The following is a 24,418-nucleotide window of genomic DNA, read 5'->3' as shown; positions in this document are numbered from 1 at the left end:
CCTGAGAGAGGCGGAACGTTGCAGATTGACGACGTCGACCAGCGAATCATTGCGTCACTGGTGGCGGATGCCCGAATGTCGTACGCGGAGATCGGCGCCCGGGTCTCGCTCTCCGCCCCGGCGGTGAAGCGGCGGGTCGACCGGCTCCGGGCCGTCGGGGTCATCCGGGGATTCACCGCCGTCATCGACCCGGCCGCGGTCGGCTGGAACACCGAGGCGTTCGTCGAGCTCTTCTGCACCGGCCGGACCACCCCGGCGCAGATCGCGGTGGCGACCCGGCGACACCCGGAGGTGGTCGGCGCGTACACCGTCTCCGGCGAGGCGGACGCCCTGGTGCATCTGCGGGCCGCCGACATCGCCCACCTGGAGCAGGCCCTGGAGCGACTGCGCGCCGAACCCTTCGTCACCTCGACCCGGAGCATGATCGTGCTGTCCCGCCTGGTCGACTCACCGACGGTGATCTCCGCGCCCGCCTGATCCGCCCGCCGGGGACCGGCAGTTGGGCCGGTGGCCGACAGGAGGAGTCAAAGATTCTTGACATCATGTCGATGAATCTTTACTTTTGACATGTCAGGTTTCTTTTACATGAGGAGCGGGACATGTCCTCCGAGGAGAAGCGCACCTGGATCTCTGCCGTGGTCGGCGTCGCCGTACCGGTCGCCTACCTGGCGATCGTCCTGTCCAAGGTGCCGGGTACGGACGTGTCGAGGATCGCCTACGTAGGGCCGATGCTCACCTCGATCGGCGTCGGGATCGGCGCGGGCATCGTCCTGGCCGTCGTGACCGCCATGGCCTCGCCGAAGGATGCGGACAGGACCGACGAACGGGACCGGGAGATCAATCGGCGGGGCGAACACGTCGGTTTCTACGTCATGAGCATCGTCGCGATCGTGCCACTGGCCCTCGCGATGGCGAAGGTCGAGCACTTCTGGATCGCACACGCGCTCTACCTGGCGTTCGTCCTGGCCGCACTGGCGTCGGCGGCCGTGAAGATCGACGCGTACCGGCGGGGCTGGTAGCCATGGGCAAGCCGACCAGGGTCACCAACTCGATCCGGGCGCTCCGCTTCGCCCACGACGAGATGACCCAGGCGGAGCTGGCCGATCGCATCGGGGTGACCCGCCAGACCATCATCGCCATCGAGCAGGGTCGTTACTCGCCGTCGCTGGAAGTGGCCTTCCAGATCGCACGCGTGTTCCGGGTGCCACTCGACGACGTCTTCGGATACCCCGACACCGACCAGTGAGCCGACCCACGACACGGCACGCGAGAAGACGGCTCGCGGCCCGGTTCCACGCACCCGAAATCAGGGAGAGAACGCGCACAACCCCAACGCCTCGTCCGGATCGTAAGGAGCCCCGATGCACGAGCTGACCCGTACCGCCCGGATGACCGGGCTGTTCTACCTCGGCATGGCTATCACCGCCGTACTCGGCTTCCTCGTCATCCGCCCGCAGCTCTTCGTGGCCGGCGACCCTGACGCGACGCTGGCCAACCTGGTCACCCACGATTCGCTCGCCCGCGCGGGCGTCGCCCTGGAAATGGCCATGGTCGTCACCCAGGCCCTCACCGCCGCCTGGTTCTACCGCCTCTTCCGCACCGTGAACTCCTTCGCCGCGAGCGGTATCGCCGCCTTCGGCCTCGTCAACGCGGTCGTCGGCCTCGTGAGCGCGGTCATGCTGGCCACGGCGATCCAGGTCTCCGCCGACCCGGTCGGCGACCCGACGGCCACCGTCCAGATCCTGTACCTGGTCAGCCTCAACATGTGGGGCGTGGGAGCACTGTTCTTCGGCCTGTGGCTGATCCCGATGGGCTGGTGCGTGCTGCGCTCCGGCTGGATGCCCCGCGTCCTGGGATGGCTCCTCATGGTCGGCGGCGTCGGGTACGTGTTGAGCCCGTTCGTCCTCTACCTCGCTCGCGACGCACAGGTCCTGTTCGACGCGATGGCGTACCCCGCGTCCATAGGCGAGTTCTGGATGGTCGGCTACCTGCTCGTCCGTGGCGTGGGCCGGAAGGCACCGGACGCCGCGCCGCCACCCGTCCACCCACCGGCAGCGGTGGCGGGCTGACGCGCTCGGGTCGCGGGCGCGCTCACCTGCCGCAGACAACGCACGGCCAGCCGCCGGTCACCATGCGCAGGCACGGGTCATGGCGGGTGGTGGGAACGCGAGCGGCGACCGGCGCGTCAGAGCCGGCATGACCGCTGACCGGGGAAGCCGCTCTGTCACCGTCGGCACCGCGCTGCTCGCGGGGCTGGCACTGCTCACCAGTACGCTGCTGGCCGGCTGCACCGCCGAGCCCGATCCGGTGGCGTCACCACCACACGACCCCGGCGTACCGGCGGCCGGTGGGATGCGACTCGTCTCGTTCAGCTCCTGCGCCGACGCGTTGGCCGGGCTCCGGGCCGCGGCCAGCGCGGCCGTCGGACCGTACGGCTTCCAGAACGGCCGGGCCTGGACGTTCGGCATCCCGGAGGTGGCCCGGGACACCGCCGGCGGCAACGAACGGGCCGCCGACGCGGGCAGTGAGCAGGCCGGGCCGGGGGGATCCGGCTACTCCGGCACCAACACGCACGAGGCCGGGGTGGACGAGCCCGACCTGGTGAAGACCGACGGCCGGCGCATCGTCACGGTGAGCCGGGGCGTGCTCCGGGTGGTCGAGCCGACGAGTCGACGGGTGACCGGCAGCCTCGACCTGGACCCCGGCGCGGACCGCCACGGGTGGCCCGAGGCGAACCTGCTGCTGCACGGCGACCGCGCCCTGGTGCTGGTCCGCCAGTCCGGGTTCGCGCTGCCCGAACCGGCGATCCGCCGAGGTGGGGCGGAGGTGCCGCCGATCGACGAGAAGACGGTGGTCGGACCCCGGCTGATCCTGGTCGACCTGGCCGGCGCGCCGAAGGTGCTCGGCGAGTACCGGATCGACGGTGACCTGCTCGACGCCCGCCAGGTCGGCGCGATGGTACGGGTGGTGGTCCGCTCCGGACCACGGCTGGACTTCCCGATGTACAAGGGCGCGAAGCCGGTCGACGAGGAGAAGAGCCGCGCCGCCAACCGGAAGATCGTCGAACGGGCCGGCATCGAGACCTGGCTGCCCCGCTACGAGACGATCGAGAACGGCCGGGTCAGCTCCGGGCGGGTCGACTGCGAACGGCTGAGCCGACCGGCGGTCTACTCCGGCACCTCGCTGCTCTCGCTGCTCAGCTTCGACCTCGGCACCGGCCGGATCGGCGACGGCGACCCGGTCACGGTCGCCGCCGACGGCGACACCGTCTACAGCAACGGATCCCGGCTCTACATCGCCGCCGACCAGCGTTGGCGGGCGCTGCCGACCCGTGGCGACGGCACCGTCGCCACGCCCGACCCGAAGGACGAGCAGACCGAGATCTACCAGTTCGACACCACCGGAACCGGCCGACCCCGGTACGTCACCGCCGCCACCGTGCCGGGCTGGCTGGTCAACCAGTACGCGATGTCCGAGTGGGACGGTCACCTCCGGGTCGCCACCACCACCGGCGGCACCTGGGGCGAGAACCCGAAGTCGAGCTCCGGGGTGTACGTCCTGCGTGCCGACGGGTCGACGCTGACCGAGACCGGTCGGGTCACCGGGCTCGGCAAGGGGGAACGGATCTACAGCGTCCGCTTCGTCCAGGGCACCGGCTACGTGGTCACCTTCCGGCAGACCGATCCGCTCTACACGGTCGACCTCCGCGACCCCCGGGCACCGAAGGTCACCGGCGAACTCAAGATCACCGGCTACTCGGCGTACCTGCATCCGGTCGGCGACGGCCGGTTGATCGGGATCGGCCAGGAGGCGGACAACCAGGGGCGTACCCAGGGCACCCAGGTCTCGCTCTTCGACGTCTCGGATCCGACCCGGCCGACCCGGATCGCCCAGCACCACGTCCGGTACGGGCACTCCGAAGCCGAGTTCGACCCGCACGCGTTCCTCTACTGGCCGGCCGACGGCACCCTGGTGGTGCCGCTGACCACGTACCAGCCGCAGGGCGGTTCGCCCGGTGGTGGGGCGATGGTGCTGCGGGTCGGCGCCACCAGCCTGACCGAGGCGGGTCTGGTCGACCACGCCGGGACGACCGGCCCGGAGCCGGGCTCGATCCGCCGGTCACTGGTGGTGGGCAACGTGCTCTGGACCGTCTCCGACAGCGCCCTCAAGGCCACCGACCTGACCACCCTCGGCACGCTCGGCGTGGTCCGACTCTGAAACCCTGACCGGCCCGCCACGGCCGGGCACCGCCGCCTGCCAGGCGTGGGAACGGAGCTGTTCCCACGCCCGGCGGCGGTCCGGTTACAGGTACATCCCGGTACGGTGCCCGCTGTCCCGCTGTCCCGACTTGTCCCCCTCGCCGAAGAACCGCCGACCGCCGAACTCACCGTGCAGCCGGTCGTCGAGCTCGTCGGCCAGTCCGGTCATCACCTGTACGGCGAGCATCAGGTGGGTGGCCTGGAAGTTGCGTCCGAAGACCGGGATCGAGGCCCAGACGGTGTCGTTGGTGCAGTAGAGCCGTCCGATCGGCATCCGGTTGGTCAGCTCGGAGAGCTTGACGTAGAGCTGCTCGGTCGGCTCGATCTCGGTGAGCACCGGGGAGAAGACGTCGACCAGCGGCGGGTTGTCCCGGACCCGGACGAAGACCATCGCCGAGCCGGCCCGGATGCCGATGTCGCCGTCGGAGTCGACCTGGAGCTGGTCCGCCGACGACTTCATCATCGCCGAGACGACGGTCTTGACCCGTTCCTCCAACGCCATCGAATCGTCGGCGGCCCGCACGGCCCGGGCGGCGGCAAGAGCTTCGTCGAGGTCGAGTTCCACGCCCGCGTCCGCCGCCACCTCCGGCCGGGCGGTGCCGAGCGGCTCCACCGGAATCGGCTCGTCCTCGGCGTCGTGGACCAGGAAGACGAGGAAGGCCGGGTGCGGGGCGCCGTACACGTCACGCAGCGTGCGCGAGACCGTGGTGGCGAGCCGGCTCGCCTCGGCCGTGGTGGTACGCATCCCGAAGTGGTCACCGGAACCCTCGACCACCCCGGGCGGCGACCAGCCGAGCGCGATCATGTCGGCGACCGCGGACCGGTCGAGCCGGTAGCCCTGCGGCAGCGCGGCGTTACCCACCGCCCGTACGTCGATCCGGCCGTCCTCGCCGACCTCGATGCTGACCGAGTAGACGGCGTCCCCGGTGCCGGAGGCGGTCGGATCGAGGGTCAGCGCGATCTGCGTCCCGGGCGGCAGACTCCGCACCTGGTTGGCCAACGCCCGAGCGAAGTCCTGCCACGCCTCGGTCACCTTGACCCGCAGGTCAGCGGTGGTGGGCTCGTCGAGCAGGATCGGCTCGTACTGATCGGCCAGGTTGCCCTCGACTACCTCGCCTCCCGGCAGTTCCGGGTTGTCAGCCGTCATCGGTCGCCTCCGTCCGTCAGGCACCGCACACCCTACCCAGCGAACCGGGAGGGCGGGACACTGCGGACCCGGATCGGACAGTAGGCCGCCGTCAGGACGGAAACACCCGGCGACACAACGGCGGCGGCCTCGGCGGCCTCGGCTCCTGCCGAGATCGGGCCATGCCGCGGTCTGTTGACGTGCGAGCTGTCAGCTTCGGATATCCAGGCCGGTGCGGTCGATCGCCGCCCGGAGCTGGCTGAGCCACTCGGTACCCAGCCGGCGCCCGTTGGGGAGTTGGTCGCCTCGATCCCAGCGCCACGTTGTGATCATCGCCAGCACGAGGATCCGGCATTCACGTAACAGTCCTTGATCAACACCTGGATAGTGCCCGCCGACGTCTTCGGGCGTATGGGCGAGGTCGAACTCGACCGGACCACGGCAGCACGTCTCGAGGTCTATGAAGAGCAGCCCGTCCTTCGTGGCAAGCACGTTGCCGGGGTGCGGCTCGCCGTGCAGTAGCTGCTCGGCGCCGCCACGTCGGCCGATCACTCGCCGCAGGCTTCGTAACGTGTCGCCGAGGAGTTCCCGGTCCACGTCGCGCAGGGCCGGGGTGCGGTCGCGGCTTGCCACGAGTTGCTGGGCCTGCTCGACTCGATCCGTGAAGTGCGGCGTGGGGAGATCGAGATTGCGCATGCCGGCATGCAGCCGCCCGAGTGCATCGGCGTAGTCGGCTGGCGAGACCTCGCGGGACGTCGCAGACTCGTAGTAGGTCCACAGCGTGACCACGAACCCGTCGCGCTCGTGGACACGTGGCTCCACTCGAGGCTCAAGCGCGGCTACCGGGCTCCCGGATTCGGCGAGCCGTTGCGCAAGCTCGATCTCGGCGTACGCGATCTGATCCGCTGCAGGTGCCACCCGGGCCAGGACGTCACACGGCAGCAGACGCAGAGTCAGCTTGTTCGAGTCCTGAAGGACGACAGCGTCGTCGACCGCCAAGCCGACTGATGCTGCGATCGACATGGCGGCGGCCACCGCACGCTGAGTCTCCAACGCCCGCATCGCCGGCCCTCTCCCTTGCGCGCTGCCGTACACACCGCCGAACTCCATGACCATCAGCCGGGCGGGTTCGGCGACCCGGCCGACGTTCATGGTCACAGCTACGCGCGGCGGGCGTGGGCGGCGAAGAACTCCCAGATCACCTGGGTGCCGTCGACGGCCGCCTGGTACCCGGTCGGCGAGGGCCACGCATGGCCCATCTCGTTCACCGTGTAGTCGACCACCTCACTACCGTCCGGGCACTTGCTGACCGTACGGTTCACCGTCTTCCCCCGGTCGACCCAGACCGGCTCGCCGACCTGGCAACCGAGGTTCTTCTGCCAGTTGGTCAGCCCGCTGTACATCCGGGCTGCGTTACGGTCGTCGTGGCCGATGAACGTGAGCAGCGACACCGGCCGGGACGGCTTGTAGCCGGGGTCGTGCCCGGCGGGGCCACCGGCGAACGGGCCGCTGACCGGGGCGATGGCGGCGAACAGTTCGGCGGCCTCGACGCCGAGGTTGTACGTCATGCCGGCGCCGGAGGAGAAGCCGGTCGCGTACACGCGGTTGGGGTCCACCGACCACTTCTCCACCAGCTCGCCGACCAGCGCCCGGACGAAGGTGATGTCGTCGCCCTGGTCGGGCAGGCGGCTGAACTGGCGGCCCTTCGCCTTCGGGTAGGCGACCAGGAAACCCTCGCGGTCGGCGATCGCGTCGAGTCCACTGCTCTCGCGGAGGCCCTCGACGCTCTGGTCGGTGCCGTGCAGGGCGACGACCAGCGGAGTCGGCATGCCCGGTCGGTATCCGGGTGGGGCGTGCAGCTCCCAGGTGCGTTCGGCGCCCGCCTGGTCGAGCCCCATGGTGTGGTCACCGGGTGCCGGCGACACCTCGGGTCGGGCCGGTCGGGACGATCCTGGGGAGCCGCCCGGGCCCGTCGCCTCGTCCGTGCCGCAGCCGGTGGTGCCACCGAGCATGGCCGTGACTGTGACGGCCGTCAGGATTCCGCGTCCGAGCCTCCACGACATGTGTCCCCCGTTCGATTCACTGCGTCATCGTGTCCTGCCGCGGGTATCCGGATGCCCGGCGTCCCGACTGGCGCCTGGTGGACGTCCGACCCGCCGCCGATCGTCGGTTGTTCCGCTGGGTCGTCTCCACGACAGCTATGTCAAAGTTGACATAGCTATGCTGCAGCCGGGAGGTACCGGGAGGTAACAGTTTGGCCACTGTCAGCACGCTGGGTTACGCCCTGCTCTGCACCCTGCATCGCGGCCCGCTGACCGGGTACGACATCGTGCGGCGGATGCGTAAACCCATCGGCTACTACTGGACGGCGCAGCAGAGCCAGATCTATCCCGAGCTGGCCCGACTGTCGGCGGCCGGGCTGATCGAGCACGAGGCCGAGGCGGGTCCGGGGCCGAGGCAGCGTAAGACGCACCGGCTCACCGACGCCGGGCGCGAGGCACTGGCCGCCTGGCTGGTCGAGCCGCCCGCCCCGCGCGCTCCCCGGGACGAGGCGGTGCTGAAGACGTACGCCCTCGCGGCGGCCGACCCGGTACGGATGCGGCGGTTCTATCTCGCCGAGGCCGAGACGTACCAGCGACGGCTCGACGACTTCCGGGCACAGCACGCCGAACTGCTCTCCCGGCACGGTGACGACGTCCGGCATCCACAGTTCGGCGCGTACGCCACCCTGGAGCTGGCACTGGCCAGCTTCCCGGCCCGGATCGCCTGGTACCGCTGGTTGGCCGAGAAGATGACCGAACTCGGCAACCTCCGGAACACCCCGACCGACCCGCCGACACCCGACTAGTCCTCGACCAGTCCGTCGGCCGCCTCCGGAACACCCCGACCGGCCCGCCGACACCCGGCTGGTCGAGGAGGTCAGGCCGGCGCGATCGCTCCGGAGTCGCTGGCGGGCGCGCCGGGCTCGCCCGCCGCGCCCGTGCCGGCCGGGGCGGTCGCGTCAGAGTCGGCGCTCGGCCAACCGGTGGCGAGCCGGGCCAGGGCGGCCGCCGCCGTCGCCGGATCGGCTCCCCGACCGACCGCGATCCCGAGCAGGTACGCGGTGACCGGCGCACCGGGCCGGAGCACGTGGTGGGCGACGTCGCGGGCCAGGTCCAGCACCATCCGCACGTCGACCTCGGTCGGGGCCAGGTCGAGTTCGGCGCAGGCCGCCGCCACCCAGTCGTCCATCCTGCTCATCGAATCCACTCCTCCGCCCGGCGTAGGTCCTCGTCAGTGTCGCAGTCGAACCAGGGTGGCGGCCCCGAACCCCGCCAGGCCAGTTCGGCCACGGTCAGCTCGGCCATCAGCGCCCGCACCGACGTACCGGTGAGCACGCCGTCGTGGCGGGTCGCGAGCCGGCCCAGGGCACGCCGCAGCGACGCGGTCCGCCAAACTCCGCACAGCCACTGCGGACGTCCGGTGTCGTCGACATAAACCACACCGTCGGCGGTGGGCGCCCCTTCCAGCGCGGTACGCAGGTCGTGCACCGCCGACGCCGTCAGCAGCGGCAGGTCGGCGGCGAGCAGCGCCACGGTCGCCGGCATACTCCCGACAACGGTGCCCCCGTCGACGGCGCCCTCGCCGAGGCTGCCCTCCCCGACGGTGTTCTCGCCGAGGGTGCTGCCCCCGTCGACGGTGTCCTCGGCGGCGGCGGCCCACTCCACGACGGCTGGGCCCCTGTTGCCGCTCGTGCTCCTGCTGACCAGCAGGGCCAGACCGGCCGCGGTGGCCGCGACGGGTCCGCCGCCCGCCGGACGTTCGCGGATCCCGTGCACCCTGGGCGGCAGGCCGTCGGTCGTGCCGACGACGATCCGGGGCTCCGCGTCGGCGACGGCGGCCAGCACCCGTTCCCGCATCGAGCGGCCGCCCACCGGCAGCGCCGGTTTGTCGACGCCACCCATCCGGCGGCCGGCGCCACCGGTCAGCACCACCGCCGCCAAGCGCGACGCTCCCGTAGCCCCTGTCACCCTGGCAACGGTAACCGGGGTTGCCGCCGTACGGTCGACGGTGCCGGAAGCGGTCGTGTCGGAGCACGTACGCCCACCGCCGACCGCCCCACTACCGGGCACGGAGGACCTCCTGTCGTGACCGGTCGGGCGCGTCCCAGCCGTCGAGTGTGGACGGTGGGATGCCGGCCCGCAGTGTCTCGGCGAGCAGCAGCGCGAGCGAGTAGTCGGGCTGTGCCTCCAGCGCCCGTTCGACCGCCACGCTGGCCAAGGCCCCCTGCCCGGCCCGCCAGGCCGCGAAGCACAACAGGGTGGCCGGGGCGGCAACCAGATCCGGCTCGGACCGGCGGAGCACATCCGTCCAGAGCGCCAGCTGCCAGTCCTCCCCGCCGGTACGCTGCCACGCCTCGTCCCGGGTCGGCAGGTGCACCAGCAGCAGGCTGAGCCAGGCCAGCTCGTCGTCGGTGAGCCGCCCCCCGGTGCGGTGCCGGAGCATCGCGATCCGTACGGCGGAGCGCCCGGCCCGGCGCAACGCCCGACGTCCCCGCGGATCGGCCGGTGCGGCCCGGTCCAGCAGCTTCTGCAGCCGGCTCTCCGCCCGCCGGGTGGCCTGGCGCATCGCCTCCCGGGCCGGACCGTCGACCGGCGACACCTGTCGGACCAGCGTCTCCCGGTCGGGGAGCGCCACCTGACCGGCGAAGGTGGCCGCGGCGGCGAACTGGCTGGCCGAGGCGTCGAACCGGGTCCCCTCCGGCGGGCAGCACCCCGGATCGGCGCAGACGTACGACCAGTAGCGGTCGCCGGTGACCCGCAGCGCGTCCAGGACCGGCAGGCCGAAGCGGCCGAGTGCCCCGGTCACGGCGTCGATGACCGGGGTGACCCGGGCGGGTGGGCCGTACCCGACGATCGTGACCGTCTCGACACCCTGGCGGGCGACGACGGCCGCGAGCTGCGCGGCGGCTTCGCCCGGGCCACCAGCGGTTTCACCCGGGCCACGGGCAGCGGTTTCACCCGGGCCACGGGCAGCGGTTTCACCCGGGCCACGGGCAGCGGCCTCGCCGGCTCCACCGGCGGAAGGTGGCGGCGCGGTGAGGAAGTCGGGCAGGTCTCCCCGGGCCACGAAGACGATGCGGTTCGCCCGTAACGCGATCACCACGACGCTGTCGGCGGGGTGGAAGCCGAGCAGGAACGGTACGGCAGCGAGCAGGTCGGCGGTGGAGCGGACGGAGAGGGTGGCCTGATCGGTCGGAGTCATGCCGGGCAGCCTGGCGAAGCACATCGATGATCAGAAGTGCGCCCCCTGCGCGCCTGTGGACGACACGCCCGACTATCCACAGCTACGTTCCGTAGTCCCCCTGCTCAGGGGCGAATCGGATTGCCGTTGACGCCTACGAGAATTTCGAAGCGACCGGAAGGAGCCCTTCCCTCAGGGACGGCTACCTTGCCCTGATGGACCTGGCGTATCTGCGGGCGCACCCCGGGCAGCTCCCGCTCTTCCTCACCCACCAGCGGATCCGGGAAACGCCGGTGGCCGGCGGGGACATCTGCACCGCGAGCCGGTTGACCCTGGACGACGGCAACTCGATCTTCGCGAAGAGCTGGCCGGAGGGGGCGGCTCAGGGTGTGCCGGAGAACTTCTTCAGCACCGAGGCGGCCGGGCTGCGGTGGCTGCGGGAGACGGAGGCGGTCCCGGTGCCCGAGGTGATCGTGGCCCTGCCCGGCCTGTTGGCGTTGGAATGGGTGGAGCCGGGTGAGCCGACCCCGGCGGCGGCCCGCCGGTTCGGCGCCGGACTCGCCGCCCTGCACCGGGCCGGCGCGCCCACGTTCGGCGCCGGGTGGCCGGGTTTCATCGGCGCGCTGCCACAGGACAACACGCCGACCGGCGGCGCCTGGGCACCCTGGTTCGCGGAGCACCGGCTCGTCCCGTACCTGCGGCGGTCGGTGGACAACAACGCGCTCTCCGCGACGGAGGTCACCCTGGTCGAGCGGCTGGTCTCCCGGATCGACGGGTACGGCGCAGCCGAGCCGCCCGCCCGGATCCACGGTGACCTGTGGCCCGGCAACCTGCTCTGGGGTGCCGACGGGCGGGTCTGGCTGGTCGACCCGGCCGCGCACGGCGGGCACCGGGAGACCGACCTGGCCCAGCTCGCGCTCTTCGGTGGTGCCCCGCACCTGGAGCTGATCCTCGACGCGTACCAGGAGGTGTGGCCGCTCGCCGACGGCTGGCGGGAGCGGATCCCGGTGCACCAGCTGCACCTGCTGCTGGTGCACACCGCGCTCTTCGGGGGGACGTATCGGGATGCGGTAGGTACGACGGCTCGCGCCGCGCTGTCGGTGTGACGCGCTACCGTCGAACGATGACCATTCCGGGTTCCCGGCCGGAGGTCGGGGGACTCGTCGACCGGTACGGCCGGGTGGCCACCGATCTGCGCGTCTCGCTGACCGACCGGTGCAACCTGCGCTGCACCTACTGCATGCCGGCGGAGGGGCTGCCCTGGCTGCCGAAGTCGGAGGTGCTGACCGACGACGAGATCATCCGCCTGGTCGGCGTCGCGGTACGCCTGCTCGGCGTGACCGAGGTCCGGTTCACCGGTGGCGAGCCGCTGATCCGGCCCGGCCTGCAACAGATCGTCGCCGCGGTCGCCGCGCTGGAGCCCCGGCCGGTCATCTCGGTGACCACCAACGGGATCGGGCTCGACCGGCTCGCCGCGCCGCTGCGCGCGGCCGGGCTCGACCGGGTCAACGTCTCGCTGGACACCCTCGATCCGGACCGGTTCACCGCGCTGACCCGGCGGTCCCGGCTGTCGGACGTGGTCGACGGGCTGGCCGGGGCGGTCGCCGCCGGGCTCACCCCGGTCAAAATCAACTCGGTGCTGATGCGGGGTGTCAACGACGGTGACGCGCCGGGACTGCTGCGCTTCGCCCTGGCGCACGGCTACGAGCTGCGGTTCATCGAGCAGATGCCGCTGGACGCCCAGCACGGCTGGGACCGGTCGACGATGGTCACCGCGGAGGAGATCCTGGCCGCGCTGCGGGCCGAGTTCACCCTGTTGCCGGATCCGGCCGAGCGGGGCGGGGCGCCGGCCGAGACCTGGCTGGTCGACGGCTGGACCGCCGCCGACGGCCGCCCGGCGAAGGTCGGGGTGATCGCGAGCGTGACCAGGCCGTTCTGCGGCGACTGCGACCGGACCCGGCTCACCGCCGACGGTCAGGTCCGCAACTGCCTCTTCGCGACCGAGGAGTCGGACCTGCGGGCCGCGTTGCGCGGCGGGGCGGACGACGAGGAACTGGCCCGCCGGTGGCGGGTGGCGATGTGGGGTAAGCGGGCCGGGCACGGCATCGACGATCCGAGCTTCCTGCAGCCGGTACGCCCGATGTCGGCGATCGGGGGTTGACAGTGGACGGCACAGCGACGGGGACGACCGTGGTCGTACGCTATTTCGCGGCCGCCCGGGCCGCGGCCGGGACCGCCGAGGAGACCCTGCCCGGCGGACGTACCCTCGACGATCTTGTCGCCGAGTTGACCGACCGGCACGGTGCGCAGCTCGGCAAGGTGCTGGGGTTGGCCAGTTTCCTGGTCGACGGCGTCGCCTGCCATGATCGCGAGGCGCTGCTGCCGCCGGGCGCGACGATCGACGTGTTGCCGCCGTTCGCCGGCGGCTGAGGAGGCCGGGTGTTCGGGGTCCTGGGCTTTGTCGGGACGTTGGTGCTGGTCACCGGCCTGATCCACCTCTACCTCTGGAAGCGGCTGATCCGGGACACCACCCGACCGGGGCGCTGGCGCCGGCTCGGGACGATCGCCGCGCTGGTCCTGGCCCTGCTCGCTCCGGCCACGCTGATCAGCACCCGACAGGGGCTCTACTGGCTCGCCTGGCCGGGTTACCTGTGGCTCGCGGTGATGTTCTACCTGCTGGTCATCCTGGTCGTGCTGGAAGTGCCGATGCTGGCGACCCGGCTGGTGCTGTTCCGGCGTGCCCGCCGTGCCGCACCGGTCGCGGCGCCGCTGGTGGCCGTACCGGCCGCCGGTGGGGCGACGGAGCAGACCTCGGCCGCACCGGACGACCCGACGCCGGCCGTGACCGCCGAGCCGGCCACCGCCGCCGCGGCCGGGGCACCGCCGCAGCCCGCCGGGGCACCGCCAGCGTCCGGGGACGCGCCGCCGGTCGAGCCGGGACACGATCCGGACCGACGTCGACTGCTGGCCCGGGGTGCCGCGATCTTCGCCGGGCTGACCGCCCCGGCGATCGTCGGCTACGGCGTCCGTACCGCGCTCGGCCCGCCACAGGTCGACCGGGTGCAGATCCCGCTCGCCAAGCTTCCCCGGAGCATGGACGGGCTGCGGATCGCCACCGTCTCCGACATCCACATCGGGCCGCTGGCCGGCCGGGCGCACACCGAGCGGATCGTCGCCACCATCAACCGGCTCGACGCCGACCTGGTGGCGGTGGTCGGTGACCTGGTCGACGGTACGGTCGCCGAACTCGGCGACGCCGCCGCCCCGCTGCGCGGCATCCGATCCCGGTACGGCAGCTTTTTCGTCACCGGCAACCACGAGTACTACTCCGGGGTGGAGGAGTGGGTGGTCGAGGTCGATCGGCTCGGGTTGCGGGTGCTGCAGAACGAGCGGCAGGAGATCCTGGCTCGGGGCGGGGCTCTCGACCTCGCCGGGGTGAACGATCCGGCCGGTGCCGGGCTCGGTTTCGCCCAGGGCCCGGACTTCGGTGCCGCGCTCGGTGGACGGGATCCGAACCGGCCGGTGGTGTTGCTGGCCCACCAGCCGGTCAACGTGTACGAGGCGGCGAAGCACGGCGTCGACCTGCAGCTGTCCGGGCACACCCACGGCGGTCAGATCGTGCCGTTCAGTCTTGTGGTCGGCCTGCAGCAGCCGGTCGTCTCCGGGCACGCCACGATCGACGGCACCCAGCTCTACGTCACCAACGGCGCCGGTTTCTGGGGTCCGCCGGTCCGGGTCGGCGCCCCACCGCAGGTGACCCTGGTCGAACTCCGCACACCCTGAACTCGGGCGACAAACCGTTCCGTTCGCGGCGGGCTCGGCGGATGTGGTGTCGGCCCGGACGCGGCCCGGGCTGATGGATCATGTCGACCATCGATCGATGATGAGGGCCGGGTGTGGTCCTTGTCGGTGTCATGGTGTCTCAGCAACCCCGTGATCATCAACAGAACCACACCCGTCTTACATCGCCCTCCAACCGGGCCGCGACACCGCGTACGGCCAGGTCAGAAGTGCCTCATGCGACTACGGCTGCGGGTCGGCCAGCACCGGAGCAGGCGGCGTCGAACCAGACTGCACCGGAGCAGCCGGCGTCGAGTCGGCCGGCTGCGGGTCGGCCAACACCGGAGCAGGCGGCGTCGAACCAGACTGCACCGGAGCAGCCGGCGTCGAGTCGGCCGGCTGCGGGTCGGCCAACACCGGAGCAGGCGGCGTCGAGTTGGGCGAAGGGGTGGAGTCGGCTAGCGCTGGCCCGGCAAGCAGCCCCAAGCCAGCCAGGCCGACCACGACGGCACCGACAACACCCAGGCGGATACGCATACAGTTACCTTTCGTCCAGACTCTGCTGCGCGACGGGCCGAAGCGCGCCGCATTCCACACTCACACGCCTCCCGCGCCCATCGGATTGCGGTGGAGCGAGCTACGTCTCCCGGTGCAATCACCCGACCCGCACAAGCGTGACTACTGGTATGTCGCGACAGGACGGACGCGGGATTGGCGGTACGGATGATCGTGGACGGGAGGCATCGACCACCGGTGCGGGCGGTACGGTCGGACAGTCACCCGGACGACGGACGCGGCGAGTTCGAGAGCTTCTACCAGGCGTCGTACAGTCGCCTCGCCAGTCAACTGCATGCCTACCTCGGCGATCGCGCGGAGGCGGAGGACGTGGTGCAGGAGGCGTTCGTCCGGGCCTGGCAGCGGTGGTCGGGGATCGGCAGGTACAACGATCCAGCGGCCTGGGTACGTCGGGTCGCGTGGAACCTGGCGACCAGCCGCCTACGCCGGCTGACCGTCGCTGCCCGGATGCTTCGCCGGCACGCCGACCCGCAGGTCGTACCGGAACTTAGCCCTGATCATGTGGCCCTCGTTGCCGCGTTACGTACGTTGTCGGACCGGCACCGCCGAGCGGTCGTGCTGCACTACCTCGCCGACCTGAGTGTGGCCGAGGTCGCCGACGACCTCGGCGTTTCGAGAGGCACAGTGCTGTCATGGCTGCATCGCGGCCGTAGTCGACTCGCTGCCCACCTCATGTCAGACGACCACAGGCGGTGACGTCATGACCAGCCTTACCCCCGATCTCGATCCCGAAGCCGATCGCCGGGTGGCGCGGCTGCTGACGGCTTACCGGGAGACGGCGAACCTGTCGTTCGTGGCACCGCCGGTCGAGACCCTTGTGGCCCGGGCCGGCGGCTCCACCGTTCGCCGTGTCGTCCTGGCGGGAGTCGCGGCGACGGTCATGGCGGTCGTCGCCGGCGGTCTGATGCTCGCGCTCAGCATGCGGCAGCAACCACCACCGCCGTTGACACCGGCACCGTCGCCATCCCCGACGATCTCGGAGCCGACCAACGCGCCGTCACTTGTCCCGCCCGCTCCCGTACTCCAAACGCATGTCCCGGCCAACCCCGTGCCCCTCTCGCGTACGCCTCGGTAGCCGCCTGTCATCGCCGACCTTCTGGCACCCAGCCGTACGTCACCAACGGCGCCGGTTTCTGGGGTCCGCCGGTCCGGGTCGGCGCCCCACCGCAGGTGACCCTGGTCGAACTCCGCACCCCCTGACCAACAGCGGCGTTACCACGAGCATTGAGGATAATTCTGGCATATTGAGTCCCGATGGCTGATGACGTCGGCGTGGTACGGGAGGCAACGGGAGAACATCGCCCGGCCTTTCTCGAACTCTTCTTCGACCTGGTGTTCGTCCTTGCGCTCATCGTGCTCGCGGCGAACCTGTCCGCGACACCGACCGGGTTGGCCGCCGTACAGACGCTGATCCTGTTCCTGGCGTTCTCGCTGGTGTGGGCCCTCACCTCGTGGGCGGCGGACACCTTCAACCTGAACCATCCGCGTGGCCAGGTGCAGGTTTTCTGGGTGATGACCGGCAGTCTGGTGATGTCGACGGCGGTGCCGCAGTCGTTCGACCGGCGAGGGCTGCTCTTCGTGGTCGCGTATCTCGCCATCCACTTCGGGTCGAGCACGTACCTCGCCGTCGCCGGTCGCCAGCACGTGCTACGGATCCGCAACCGTCGGATCCTCTTCTGGGTCAGCATCTCCGGGACAGCCTGGCTCGCCGGCGCGTTCGTTCCCGGTACGCCGCGCACCGCGCTGTGGGCGCTGGCGATCTCGATCGAGTACGGGGCGGCCGTGCTCGGCTGGCCCACCCCGAGACTCGGCCGCTCCTCCGACTGGGAGTGGAAACTCGTCGGTGAGCGTGTCGCCGAACGTTACCGGGAACTCATGGTGATCGCGCTCGGTATGTCGATCTTCATAGCCGCGCTGACGGTCGGCCCCGAAAACCACACGGCCCACCGGCTCGCCGCCTTCGGCGTGGCGTTCGCGACGTCGGTGCTGATGTGGCGGATCTACATTTTCCGGGCCGGTGAGGCGCTACCCGACGCGATCGTCGCCTCCCCCGATCCGTCCAGGTTCTGCCAGTTCGCGGTGGTGGGACATCTCGTCATGATCGCCGGCCTCATCCTCACGGCGGCCGGGACCGCACTTGTCATCAACGACCCGTTGGACCGTCCGCACCCGAACTGGGGCGCGGTCATGCTCGGCGGGCCGGCACTCTTCCTGGCCGGCGCGTCTCGAACGCGGTCGCCATCACGAGTGCCATCAGCAGGACGCCGAACATGATCAGGATGGTGACCAGCTGGATCTTTGACAGGCGTGGGTTGAACAGGTCGGTCAGCCAGACGGTCAGTACCCAGACCCACCACGCGGTGAGCAGCAGCAGGACCATCTCGAACGCGCCGCGCCAGGACAGATTCCCGGCCAGTTCCTGTGACAGCTGGGCGAAGACGACGATGAAGGCGAGATCAAAAAAGAGTTCCAGGAACGACGGAGGTTCGGCCTCGCCGGGTGGACGGCGGATCGCTGGCACCGACTGGCCGTCACGCCGCCGCTTCATGTCCTTTTTATACCTCTTCTAGCCCCCCTTCCGGCTTCGTTTGCCACCGCACTCGACAATGCCCGTTATAGCAGCAGATTACCTATTTGCCGATACCCTGGACGAGGTAACCGACGCAGGGAAGGCGGCGGGAAGCAGGCGGGGCGAGCGGATGACCAGAGGCAGGCGAGCCGAACTCGTCCGGCAACTACAGCGCCCGAAACCCATCACGTACGTCGAACTCTTCTTCGACCTCGCCTTCGTGTTCGCCCTGTTCCGGCTCTCGGAGGCGCTGTCCGAACGGCTCCACTGGATCGGCGGCCTCGAGATCCTGCTCATCCTCATGGCCACCTGGTGGATCTGGGCGTACACGAACCTGTTGACCGACAGCCTCGACTCCCGGAGCCTCCGACTCCAGTTGCTGGTCATCGGCTCCATGTTCGGCGCTCTTGCCCTCTCCGCCGCCATCCCGGAGTCGTGGGACGCGCGCGGCCTGCTCTTCGCGATCAGCTACGTCGCGGTCAACCTGGGCCGCAGCGGCATCCTCGCCTACGCACTGCGGCACGACGAGCTTGGTCTCCGGCCGCTCCGGGCCGCGTTCTGGTTCACCGTTTCGGCGGTGCCCTGGTTCGCCGGCGCGCTGGTCGAGGACAACGCCCGGATCGCGCTCTGGAGCCTCGCCATCACGATCGACTACCTGGCCGCACTGCTCGGCTGGCCGACGCCCGGCCTTGGTCGTACCCCGACCCGGGAGCTCAACCTCGCCAGCGAACACTTCGCCGAACGCTACCGGCAGTTCATCATCATCGCGCTCGGCCAGACCATCGCCGTCACCGGACTCACCTTCCACGACAACGACTTCAGCCCGCACCGGGGCGTCGCGTTCGCGCTGTGTTTCATCATCAGCGTGATGCTCTACTGGATCTACTTCCACCGGATCCGGGAGAAACTCGGGCCGAGCTTCTCCGGAGCACCGGACCCGGACGTCCGGACCCGGGAGGCCGGCTTCGCCCACCTGGTCATGGTGGCCGGGATCGTCGCCCTCACCACGGCCGACCAGGAGGTGATCACCAATCCGGCGGAGCCGGCCCGGGCCGCCATGGTCGCGGTCCTGGTCGCCGGCCCCGCCCTCTTCCTCGCCGGGCACGCGCTGCTCGCCCGTCACCTGTTCCTCACGGTCGCCGCCCCCCGGCTGATCGCCGCCGTTGTCCTCGTCGCCGTGGCTCCGGCACTGGTGGGGCTGCCGACCGTGACCATCATCGGCCTGATCGCCGTGGTCCTGGCCGCGATCGTCGGCTGGGATCTGCGGAGCGCCGGCATCAAACCCGGCGACCAGGACCTGCCCCGTCGACTGTGACCAGCCGTACCGCTCAACACCGCCAATCGGCGACCCGCAGGCCGAGCGCGCTGAGGGCGGCGGGCACGGTGGGTGCGCTGGCCAGCAGCTGGGTGACGCCGTACTCGTGCAGGTGGACGGTGCAGCCGGCACCGTCGAGGCGTACGGTGACCGGCCGGCCGGAGAAGTGGTGGCCGAGTCGCGCGACCAGCGGGCCCGGGTCGGCGGCCGGCGCCGGCACCGGCGTCTGCGGCACCGGGATCGGTCGACGCGGGTCGGCGGGCACCGCCGCCGCGAGCGCCACTTCGAGGTACGTCACGCAGCTCGCCACCGCCGCCGCCAGGCTCGGCTGCGTCGGCAGGTCGGTGAACGGGGCGACCGGGTCGACGGAGAGCACCTCGACCGCCCAACTCTCGCCGTGGATCCGCAGCGGGTCACCGTCGTTGAGCCGATGGTCCTGCACGGTGATCGCGACCGCCAGCCGCAGGCCGAGCGCGACCCGGATCAGCTCGGTCAGGGGCGGCGCCGCCGCCGGCCGGGCCGCCAGCAGCAGCCGGCCGCCGGGCCGTCCCCGGGTGGCCCGGGCAAGCTGTACGGCAACCGGGTCGTCGGTGGGATCGTCGAGGGTCACGACCCCGTCCCGCAGGTCCTGACAGAGCGGTTGTCCGAGGTCGAGCTGGGTGAGGTCGGTCGGCGCCCGGCCGATCCGCTCGGCGAGGCTGGCGATCCGGTACGCCTCCGAAAGCTGGACGACCGGTTTGCCGCCGGGCTGGGTGGCGACGAGGTTCGCCGCCACCGGTCGCGGCGTCCAGTTCTCGTGCACGACCCGGCCGACGAGATCGGTCACGCTGACCACCGCACCGTGCTGGATCCGGTGGCTGTCGCCGCAACTGTGGCAGGGCAGCCGCTGGGCGCGGACGCCGGCGCCGCCGCAGTCCGCGCAGTCCGGGTCTGCCGGTCGGCCGCCGAGTCGACACCAGCAGGTACGGAGCAGACTGCCCGGATCACAGTCGGGACAGTCGTGGTACGGGATCGGCTCGCCCCGCCAGTCGGGGACGGGTGGCTCCCAGCCCCGGACCAGTACGGCGGTAACTCGCCGGGTCACCTGGCCGGTCGGCTCCTCGGTGAGTTCCTCGGCGAGCCGGTCGCGGCGCAGCGAGGTGTGCCACCACCGGCGGTTGCGCCAGATCGCCTGGGCGCCAGACTGGTCATCGGCGTCCCGGAGCATCCGACGTTCGAGCTGGTCGAGATCGAGGTCGAGGTCGAGGTCGATCGACTCGGCCCGCTCAACCTGCTCGATACCGGGCCGGAGGAAGTACCCCGGCGCGGCGAGGTTGCGCGGCTCGAATCCGTCGAAGGCGTTGGCGACCGTGGTGGCGACAACGGCGGCGGGCAGGTCGTCGCCCCGTACCCGGGGTGTGGTCGACACGGGCGCGCCCGGCAGCTCGTAGCGCAGGTCCCAGTCCGTTCCACCCCACTCCGTACGCCGCAGTTCGACCACGAGGTCAACATGGAGCTGGTCGGCGAGCCGGCACAGCGTGGTGAGCCGGGCGGTGGGGTCGACCGGCGGCGGCGCGACGGTGCGGCCCTGGAAGACCCGCCACGGATTGTGGCCATGGTCGGCGAGGGCCGCCGCGACCAGGGCGTCCCGCTGGGCGGCGGGGAGCGCGGGATGCCACTGTCGGGGCAGCAGCAGATCCTGCTCGCCGACCGGCCGGCCGCCGCCGGTCAGCTCGACCAGCCCGGTGGCTGCCACGGCGGCGGCGAGTTCGTCCAGCACCGGGTTGAACGCGAGCCGCCAGCGGCCGTACGCCGGGGTGGGTTCAAGGGATCCTGGGGTGAGGCTGGCCGAGGCGACCGCCCCGGTGTCGGCGTTGACCACGGTGAGGACAATCTGGGCCCGCCGCTCGCCGCGCTGCCCGCACTCGTGGCACCCCCGGGTGACCGTGCCGGTGCCCTGGCAGAGCAGACAGTCCCGGTACGCCGTAGCCCGCCGCCCCGGCGCAGACTCCTCGTCGACGGAGGAGTCGACCAGGAACCGGTCGCCGTGCCAGGTGCACCGGCAGCGGACGAGACCGAAGGTCAGGCCCTGGCAGCCGGCGCAGGTGACGACCGGCGGGCCGCTCATCGTGGCACCCTCGGCGCACACCCGGTGGCGTGCTCGGCCCGCAACGCGCAGCGCCGGCCGTCGGCCAGCAACCGATCACAGAAAACCCGATGGTGTACGCCCTGGTTGTCCTCCTCGGAAACGGTCGTCTCCCGGGCGTCGACCGCGAGGAAGGAGAGCGCCCGCGCGGCGGTACGCGCCAGAACCCGGGCGCGGGCCAGGTCGGCGGCGACAACCGGCAGGTGGATGACGTACCGGTTGTTCTCTTCCCCGCTCATCGCCGGGCCAGGTCCCGCATGCTCGGTGCCTGGCTGGACTGCCAGCGGCGCAACGCGTCCTTGATCCGCTGGTTCTCCTCGCGGCTGCGGGCCAGTTCGGCGTAGACCCCGGTCAGGTCGTGCGCCACCCGGTCGAGGAAGGCGCCGACCTCGTCCGGGTCCAGGCCACGCCAGGTCACCGCGAACCGCCGGCCCCGCACCTGCCAGGGCCGCAACGGGGCGTACGTCGCCGACCGGTACTCGCCGACGGTCGAGAACAGCCGCTGCGGGCTGTTCCGTCTGAGCATCTTTCGAAGGAGTTTGCGCATGTCAGGACTCCTTTCACGGCTTGGTTGGAAGGGGTGGTCCGGCCGTCTCGGGTCCGGCCGGACCACCCCACCCCGACACCGCAGCCTCGATCGGCGGTACGGCACCGGGGTTGCCACGCGGGGACTCTGCTCCGGGCGAGACGCAGTGCTGGTGAACGGAGGGGCGCCCACCAGCACGTCAGCCCGGTCATTCGGCGGGTGTCGTGACCTGCGAAAGGTGCCAACCGACCGCAACCACCCCGACAACCACCATCGATGACAGTACTGATGCTCGCTCAAATCAGTCAAGGACATCAGCACATCTTTTCCATCACCTCCTCACCTCATCACCTTGCTCAGTTATGACACGTGCGTTGCCTATGTCAGATTCATGATCGATACTGGATGGGCCAACCGAGCCGCAAGGGGCGAACTGTGCCTATCCCGCCGACCATGGAAGAGCTGCTCAACGATCTCGTCGCGAGGATCGAACGGGGAGAGTTCCCACCCGGAACTCAGCTGCCCTCTGGCCAAGCTCTCGCTGACCACTACAACGTTTCGCCCGCGACCATCCAACGCGCCACCGCGAAGCTACGCCAACGCGGTCTGTTGGTAGGCCGACCAGGACGCGGCGTCTTCGTAGCCGAAACTGAAGCCAGATAGCGACTCAAGGTACCCAGCCAACCCGCGATCTTGGACGTTTAGCGTCGCTGCAGCAACGCCAGGCGTCCAAGATCTCGGGAATGTGAGGGGCGATCGACGCTCACCTCACGGCGTACCCGGCGCGGGTTCCGCGAAGTCGGCGTCCCGCAGGGTCGGCAGGGTGAGGGCGGCGAGCGCGGTGAGCAGGCCGACGGCGCCGCAGCCGAGGAAGGTGGCCGTCAGACTCGTCGCCTCGACCAGCAGCCCGAACGCGCTGTAGCCGACCGGTACGAGGCCGAGCGCGGAGAAGGTGACCAGCGACATGACCCGGCCGAGATAGTTGGTCTGGGTGCGGGCCTGCACCAGTCCGAGCAGCAACGCACTGGCCGGCCCGGCGCTGAAGCCCAGCGCGGCGGCGGCTCCGATCGCGGTCGGCAGGTTCGGGCTGAGGGTGATCGCCGCCAGGCAGCCGCTGCCGAGCGCGACCCAGAGCAGCCCGATGACGGCGGGGCGACGCCGGGGGCGCCACCGCAGCATCGACAGGGCGCCGAGGGTGGCGCCGGCGCCGAATCCGGCGATGATCCCGCTGAAGCCGCTGGCGTCCCAACCGCGTGTCTGGGCGAGCAGTGCGACACCGACGTTCAGCGGCGCGGTGAGCATCAGGTTGAGCAGGCTGACCACCAACAGGATCGGTCCGAGCACGGGGTCGCGGGCCACGTACCGCAGACCCGCCCACAGCGAGCGCCAAGTGCCCTCCGGCCGAGCCGCGCCGGGGTCGTCCTTTGTCGGCACGCTCGATGCCATGGTCAGCCGGAGCGTCCGGAGTACGAGGAAGGCGAGGCCGAACAGTCCCACGTTGATCGCGGTGGTCAGGCTGAAGCCGCCGAAGGCGACGAGAAAACCACCGAGTGGCGCGCCGACGATCGTGGCGGCCCGTTCGAGGGTCTGCACCAGCCCCTGGCCGGCGGGCAACTGGTCCCGCGCGAGCAGTTGCGGTGGCAGCGCCGCGACCGCCGGCAGGTGTACGGCGTCGATCGCACCGAAGACCAGTGCCACGATCGCGAGGACAACAAGGTCGGGGCCGACGGCCAGCGCGGTGCCGGCGGCGGCTGCCATGACCAGCAGCCGGAGCAGCTGGCTGGCCTGGGCCACCCGTAGTGCACCCCAGCGGTCGGCCAGGGTGCCGCCGACGAGCAGGAGGGCCGCCCTCGGCACCGCACCGATCGTCATCACCAGGGATGTCTGGGTCGGATCGTCCAGCCGGACGGCGGCCCAGGCGAGGGCCATGAACCACAGTTGGTCGCCGAGCAGGGAGAACCCGAACCCGCCGAGGTAGCGCAGGAACATCCGGCGGGACGGCGGACCCGCCGCTGGTCCGGCGGCGTCGGGTGGGACGGCGGAGTCGGGTGGGGCAGCGTCGCATGCGGTGACGTCCGCCGCCTGGGCGGGCTCCGCCGTGGCGGCGGCGAGATCCGGCTCCGGGCGGACGCTGGTCATGGCCGCGGCTCCTCGGACGGATCGACCGGGAACCCGTGTACGAAGAGGAAGATCTCCTCGCGGTCGGAGTCCGACCCGGTCTCTGCGCTCTGTGCACTCGCTGTGCCCTGCGCCGACTGTGCCGCCCGATGGTCGCGGGAGCGCTCCGCCCACCGGTCGATGAGTTCGCCCACCTCGGCGCCGAACTGTCGCAGCTCGTCCGGGGTCAGGTACAGCATCATGTCGCTGGAGACCGAGGCGCCGAGCCATTCGGCGCCCCACCGGTCGACCGCCGTCTCCTGCCACCGTCGTAGCCGGTCGAGGCGACGGCCGACGGCAAGCTGCTGTGCCGCGTCCACCGCCGCACGCGCGGCCGGGGTGTCCAGGAAGTCGGCCGGGGAGAACCGGATGCCGCCCGGCACCGCACGCCACCAGCGTTCCCGGGCGTCGCCACCGAGGTCGGGTGCCTCCTCGACGTAACCGGCGGCGGCCAACTGCCGCAGGTGGTAGCTCAACGACCCGGGCGCCGCGGAGACGTACTCCGCGAGGCGGGCGGCGGTGGCCGGCCCCCGGGTGGCCAGCACCTCGTAGAGCCGGAACCGGATCGGGTTGGTGATGGCCCGCAGCACGTTCAGGTCGGTGATCGCCGGCGTGCTCTCAGCCGGCTCGGAGGTCCGCTCGTCCGCCATGCCCGCAGGCTACCAGTCCACAAATAAATTTGCGCAAAAGTTTTTGTGCTTTTTCGGCGCGCCGCCCGGATCGTGGTGCCGGATCGTCGTGGGCACGACGACCTGACACCAC

General features: G+C 71.0%; 27 protein-coding genes. 15 read left to right on the top strand and 12 right to left on the bottom strand.

Going from position 1 to position 24,418, the window contains the following annotated elements; all coding sequences use genetic code 11:
* Window positions 1–18: 18 nt before the first annotated feature.
* From ABGB05_RS21305 to ABGB05_RS21285, 5 genes are all read left to right on the top strand, one after another.
* Window positions 19–477, top strand: coding sequence for an Lrp/AsnC family transcriptional regulator (locus ABGB05_RS21305; protein ID WP_347655210.1), 459 nt, complete (start codon window positions 19–21; stop codon window positions 475–477).
* A 122-nt stretch (window positions 478–599) separates the two neighbouring features.
* Window positions 600–1,019: a hypothetical protein gene (locus ABGB05_RS21300; RefSeq protein WP_347655209.1), complete on the top strand. Its 420-nt coding sequence runs from the start codon at window positions 600–602 to the stop codon at window positions 1,017–1,019.
* Between the two features lie 2 nt (window positions 1,020–1,021).
* Window positions 1,022–1,246: a helix-turn-helix transcriptional regulator gene (locus tag ABGB05_RS21295; RefSeq protein ID WP_347655208.1), complete on the top strand. Its 225-nt coding sequence runs from the start codon at window positions 1,022–1,024 to the stop codon at window positions 1,244–1,246.
* Between the two features lie 115 nt (window positions 1,247–1,361).
* Window positions 1,362–2,069 carry a DUF4386 domain-containing protein gene (locus ABGB05_RS21290; RefSeq protein WP_347655207.1) on the top strand — a complete coding sequence of 236 codons (708 nt, stop codon included), beginning with the start codon at window positions 1,362–1,364 and terminating at the stop codon, window positions 2,067–2,069.
* A gap of 127 nt (window positions 2,070–2,196) precedes the next feature.
* Window positions 2,197–4,218 (top strand): beta-propeller domain-containing protein, encoded by a 2,022-nt coding sequence (locus ABGB05_RS21285; RefSeq protein WP_347655206.1) that lies wholly within the window; start codon window positions 2,197–2,199, stop codon window positions 4,216–4,218.
* 84 nt (window positions 4,219–4,302) lie between these two features.
* On the opposite strand, the gene ABGB05_RS21280 is transcribed toward ABGB05_RS21285, so the two are convergent.
* From ABGB05_RS21280 to ABGB05_RS21270, 3 genes are all read right to left on the bottom strand, one after another.
* Complete coding sequence (locus ABGB05_RS21280; RefSeq protein WP_347655205.1) at window positions 4,303–5,406, bottom strand: hypothetical protein; 1,104 nt, start codon at window positions 5,404–5,406, stop codon at window positions 4,303–4,305.
* Between the two features lie 189 nt (window positions 5,407–5,595).
* Entirely contained in the window at window positions 5,596–6,537 is a 942-nt protein-coding gene (locus tag ABGB05_RS21275) for an aminoglycoside phosphotransferase family protein (protein ID WP_347655204.1), read from the bottom strand.
* An 8-nt stretch (window positions 6,538–6,545) separates the two neighbouring features.
* Window positions 6,546–7,397 carry a PHB depolymerase family esterase gene (locus tag ABGB05_RS21270; protein WP_347655203.1) on the bottom strand — a complete coding sequence of 284 codons (852 nt, stop codon included), beginning with the start codon at window positions 7,395–7,397 and terminating at the stop codon, window positions 6,546–6,548.
* Window positions 7,398–7,639: 242 nt separating this feature from the next.
* Here ABGB05_RS21270 and ABGB05_RS21265 point away from each other — a divergent pair, with 242 nt between their 5' ends.
* On the top strand, window positions 7,640–8,233 hold the full coding sequence (locus tag ABGB05_RS21265) for a PadR family transcriptional regulator (RefSeq protein WP_347655202.1): 594 nt from the start codon (window positions 7,640–7,642) through the stop codon (window positions 8,231–8,233).
* A 71-nt stretch (window positions 8,234–8,304) separates the two neighbouring features.
* Here the strand turns inward: ABGB05_RS21265 and ABGB05_RS21260 are convergent, their stop codons facing one another.
* The 3 genes from ABGB05_RS21260 to ABGB05_RS21250 form a co-directional block, all read right to left on the bottom strand.
* A complete protein-coding gene (locus ABGB05_RS21260; protein WP_347655201.1) occupies window positions 8,305–8,625 on the bottom strand; it encodes a DUF6457 domain-containing protein in 321 nt (106 codons plus the stop codon).
* A complete protein-coding gene (locus tag ABGB05_RS21255) occupies window positions 8,622–9,395 on the bottom strand; it encodes an NTP transferase domain-containing protein (protein ID WP_347655200.1) in 774 nt (257 codons plus the stop codon). The genes ABGB05_RS21260 and ABGB05_RS21255 overlap by 4 nt, the downstream gene beginning before the upstream one ends.
* A gap of 91 nt (window positions 9,396–9,486) precedes the next feature.
* Window positions 9,487–10,629, bottom strand: coding sequence for a DUF4192 domain-containing protein (locus ABGB05_RS21250; RefSeq protein WP_347655199.1), 1,143 nt, complete (start codon window positions 10,627–10,629; stop codon window positions 9,487–9,489).
* Window positions 10,630–10,823: 194 nt separating this feature from the next.
* Between ABGB05_RS21250 and ABGB05_RS21245 the strand changes: the two genes are divergently transcribed.
* The 7 genes from ABGB05_RS21245 to ABGB05_RS21215 all read left to right on the top strand — a co-directional run bounded on the left by ABGB05_RS21245 (window position 10,824) and on the right by ABGB05_RS21215 (window position 17,238).
* The gene (locus ABGB05_RS21245; RefSeq protein ID WP_347655198.1) at window positions 10,824–11,714 is read left to right on the top strand and encodes a fructosamine kinase family protein; all 891 of its coding nucleotides are present in this window, start codon (window positions 10,824–10,826) and stop codon (window positions 11,712–11,714) included.
* 23 nt (window positions 11,715–11,737) lie between these two features.
* The gene (gene moaA / locus ABGB05_RS21240) at window positions 11,738–12,769 is read left to right on the top strand and encodes a GTP 3',8-cyclase MoaA (RefSeq protein ID WP_347655248.1); all 1,032 of its coding nucleotides are present in this window, start codon (window positions 11,738–11,740) and stop codon (window positions 12,767–12,769) included.
* Window positions 12,766–13,038 carry a MoaD/ThiS family protein gene (locus tag ABGB05_RS21235; protein WP_347655197.1) on the top strand — a complete coding sequence of 91 codons (273 nt, stop codon included), beginning with the start codon at window positions 12,766–12,768 and terminating at the stop codon, window positions 13,036–13,038. The genes moaA and ABGB05_RS21235 overlap by 4 nt, the downstream gene beginning before the upstream one ends.
* Before the next feature lie 9 nt (window positions 13,039–13,047).
* On the top strand, window positions 13,048–14,391 hold the full coding sequence (locus tag ABGB05_RS21230; protein WP_347655196.1) for a metallophosphoesterase: 1,344 nt from the start codon (window positions 13,048–13,050) through the stop codon (window positions 14,389–14,391).
* Window positions 14,392–15,141: 750 nt separating this feature from the next.
* A complete protein-coding gene (locus ABGB05_RS21225; RefSeq protein WP_347655195.1) occupies window positions 15,142–15,660 on the top strand; it encodes a SigE family RNA polymerase sigma factor in 519 nt (172 codons plus the stop codon).
* Between the two features lie 4 nt (window positions 15,661–15,664).
* Entirely contained in the window at window positions 15,665–16,039 is a 375-nt protein-coding gene (locus ABGB05_RS21220) for a hypothetical protein (RefSeq protein ID WP_347655194.1), read from the top strand.
* A gap of 179 nt (window positions 16,040–16,218) precedes the next feature.
* Complete coding sequence (locus ABGB05_RS21215; RefSeq protein WP_347655193.1) at window positions 16,219–17,238, top strand: low temperature requirement protein A; 1,020 nt, start codon at window positions 16,219–16,221, stop codon at window positions 17,236–17,238.
* Here ABGB05_RS21215 and ABGB05_RS21210 read toward each other — a convergent pair.
* Entirely contained in the window at window positions 17,150–17,512 is a 363-nt protein-coding gene (locus ABGB05_RS21210; RefSeq protein WP_347655192.1) for a low temperature requirement protein A, read from the bottom strand. The two genes, ABGB05_RS21215 and ABGB05_RS21210, sit on opposite strands and share 89 nt — an antisense overlap.
* A 151-nt stretch (window positions 17,513–17,663) precedes the next feature.
* On the opposite strand from ABGB05_RS21210, the gene ABGB05_RS21205 reads away from it, so the two are divergent.
* Window positions 17,664–18,848: a low temperature requirement protein A gene (locus ABGB05_RS21205; RefSeq protein WP_347655191.1), complete on the top strand. Its 1,185-nt coding sequence runs from the start codon at window positions 17,664–17,666 to the stop codon at window positions 18,846–18,848.
* A gap of 13 nt (window positions 18,849–18,861) precedes the next feature.
* Here the strand turns inward: ABGB05_RS21205 and ABGB05_RS21200 are convergent, their stop codons facing one another.
* Genes ABGB05_RS21200 through ABGB05_RS21190 form a run of 3 tightly spaced genes read right to left on the bottom strand, consistent with a single transcriptional unit; the run spans window position 18,862 to window position 21,499 of the window.
* Window positions 18,862–20,955: a hypothetical protein gene (locus ABGB05_RS21200; RefSeq protein ID WP_347655190.1), complete on the bottom strand. Its 2,094-nt coding sequence runs from the start codon at window positions 20,953–20,955 to the stop codon at window positions 18,862–18,864.
* Complete coding sequence (locus ABGB05_RS21195) at window positions 20,952–21,212, bottom strand: hypothetical protein (RefSeq protein WP_347655189.1); 261 nt, start codon at window positions 21,210–21,212, stop codon at window positions 20,952–20,954. Before ABGB05_RS21195 ends, ABGB05_RS21200 begins: the two co-directional genes overlap by 4 nt.
* Window positions 21,209–21,499, bottom strand: coding sequence for a DivIVA domain-containing protein (locus ABGB05_RS21190; RefSeq protein ID WP_347655247.1), 291 nt, complete (start codon window positions 21,497–21,499; stop codon window positions 21,209–21,211). The genes ABGB05_RS21195 and ABGB05_RS21190 overlap by 4 nt, the downstream gene beginning before the upstream one ends.
* Window positions 21,500–21,934: 435 nt before the next feature.
* Between ABGB05_RS21190 and ABGB05_RS21185 the strand changes: the two genes are divergently transcribed.
* Window positions 21,935–22,162: a winged helix-turn-helix domain-containing protein gene (locus tag ABGB05_RS21185; RefSeq protein ID WP_347655188.1), complete on the top strand. Its 228-nt coding sequence runs from the start codon at window positions 21,935–21,937 to the stop codon at window positions 22,160–22,162.
* A gap of 105 nt (window positions 22,163–22,267) precedes the next feature.
* Here ABGB05_RS21185 and ABGB05_RS21180 read toward each other — a convergent pair whose 3' ends face one another.
* A complete protein-coding gene (locus ABGB05_RS21180; RefSeq protein ID WP_347655187.1) occupies window positions 22,268–23,638 on the bottom strand; it encodes an MFS transporter in 1,371 nt (456 codons plus the stop codon).
* Window positions 23,635–24,306, bottom strand: a complete 672-nt coding sequence (locus tag ABGB05_RS21175) for a helix-turn-helix domain-containing protein (RefSeq protein ID WP_347655186.1) — start codon at window positions 24,304–24,306, stop codon at window positions 23,635–23,637. Before ABGB05_RS21175 ends, ABGB05_RS21180 begins: the two co-directional genes overlap by 4 nt.
* Between the last annotated feature and the right edge of the window lie 112 nt (window positions 24,307–24,418).

Source organism: Plantactinospora sp. B5E13, from assembly GCF_039871775.1.
GTDB lineage: Bacteria > Actinomycetota > Actinomycetes > Mycobacteriales > Micromonosporaceae > Plantactinospora.
This window is presented reverse-complemented; position numbering and strand designations above follow the sequence as displayed.

What these genes read in the sequence shown, in the direction of transcription:
- ABGB05_RS21245 (WP_347655198.1), top strand. Translation starts at nt 10,824, where the DNA reads ATGGACCTGGCGTATCTGCGGGCGCACCCCGGGCAGCTCCCGCTCTTC.
- ABGB05_RS21280 (WP_347655205.1), bottom strand. Translation starts at nt 5,406, where the DNA reads ATGACGGCTGACAACCCGGAACTGCCGGGAGGCGAGGTAGTCGAGGGC.
- ABGB05_RS21250 (WP_347655199.1), bottom strand. Translation starts at nt 10,629, where the DNA reads ATGACTCCGACCGATCAGGCCACCCTCTCCGTCCGCTCCACCGCCGAC.
- ABGB05_RS21210 (WP_347655192.1), bottom strand. Translation starts at nt 17,512, where the DNA reads ATGAAGCGGCGGCGTGACGGCCAGTCGGTGCCAGCGATCCGCCGTCCA.
- ABGB05_RS21260 (WP_347655201.1), bottom strand. Translation starts at nt 8,625, where the DNA reads ATGAGCAGGATGGACGACTGGGTGGCGGCGGCCTGCGCCGAACTCGAC.
- ABGB05_RS21275 (WP_347655204.1), bottom strand. Translation starts at nt 6,537, where the DNA reads ATGAACGTCGGCCGGGTCGCCGAACCCGCCCGGCTGATGGTCATGGAG.
- ABGB05_RS21215 (WP_347655193.1), top strand. Translation starts at nt 16,219, where the DNA reads ATGGCTGATGACGTCGGCGTGGTACGGGAGGCAACGGGAGAACATCGC.
- ABGB05_RS21295 (WP_347655208.1), top strand. Translation starts at nt 1,022, where the DNA reads ATGGGCAAGCCGACCAGGGTCACCAACTCGATCCGGGCGCTCCGCTTC.
- ABGB05_RS21300 (WP_347655209.1), top strand. Translation starts at nt 600, where the DNA reads ATGTCCTCCGAGGAGAAGCGCACCTGGATCTCTGCCGTGGTCGGCGTC.
- ABGB05_RS21175 (WP_347655186.1), bottom strand. Translation starts at nt 24,306, where the DNA reads ATGGCGGACGAGCGGACCTCCGAGCCGGCTGAGAGCACGCCGGCGATC.
- ABGB05_RS21200 (WP_347655190.1), bottom strand. Translation starts at nt 20,955, where the DNA reads ATGAGCGGCCCGCCGGTCGTCACCTGCGCCGGCTGCCAGGGCCTGACC.
- ABGB05_RS21220 (WP_347655194.1), top strand. Translation starts at nt 15,665, where the DNA reads ATGACCAGCCTTACCCCCGATCTCGATCCCGAAGCCGATCGCCGGGTG.
- ABGB05_RS21270 (WP_347655203.1), bottom strand. Translation starts at nt 7,397, where the DNA reads ATGCTCGGTGGCACCACCGGCTGCGGCACGGACGAGGCGACGGGCCCG.
- ABGB05_RS21195 (WP_347655189.1), bottom strand. Translation starts at nt 21,212, where the DNA reads ATGAGCGGGGAAGAGAACAACCGGTACGTCATCCACCTGCCGGTTGTC.
- ABGB05_RS21190 (WP_347655247.1), bottom strand. Translation starts at nt 21,499, where the DNA reads ATGCTCAGACGGAACAGCCCGCAGCGGCTGTTCTCGACCGTCGGCGAG.
- ABGB05_RS21205 (WP_347655191.1), top strand. Translation starts at nt 17,664, where the DNA reads ATGACCAGAGGCAGGCGAGCCGAACTCGTCCGGCAACTACAGCGCCCG.
- ABGB05_RS21285 (WP_347655206.1), top strand. Translation starts at nt 2,197, where the DNA reads ATGACCGCTGACCGGGGAAGCCGCTCTGTCACCGTCGGCACCGCGCTG.
- ABGB05_RS21290 (WP_347655207.1), top strand. Translation starts at nt 1,362, where the DNA reads ATGCACGAGCTGACCCGTACCGCCCGGATGACCGGGCTGTTCTACCTC.
- ABGB05_RS21180 (WP_347655187.1), bottom strand. Translation starts at nt 23,638, where the DNA reads ATGACCAGCGTCCGCCCGGAGCCGGATCTCGCCGCCGCCACGGCGGAG.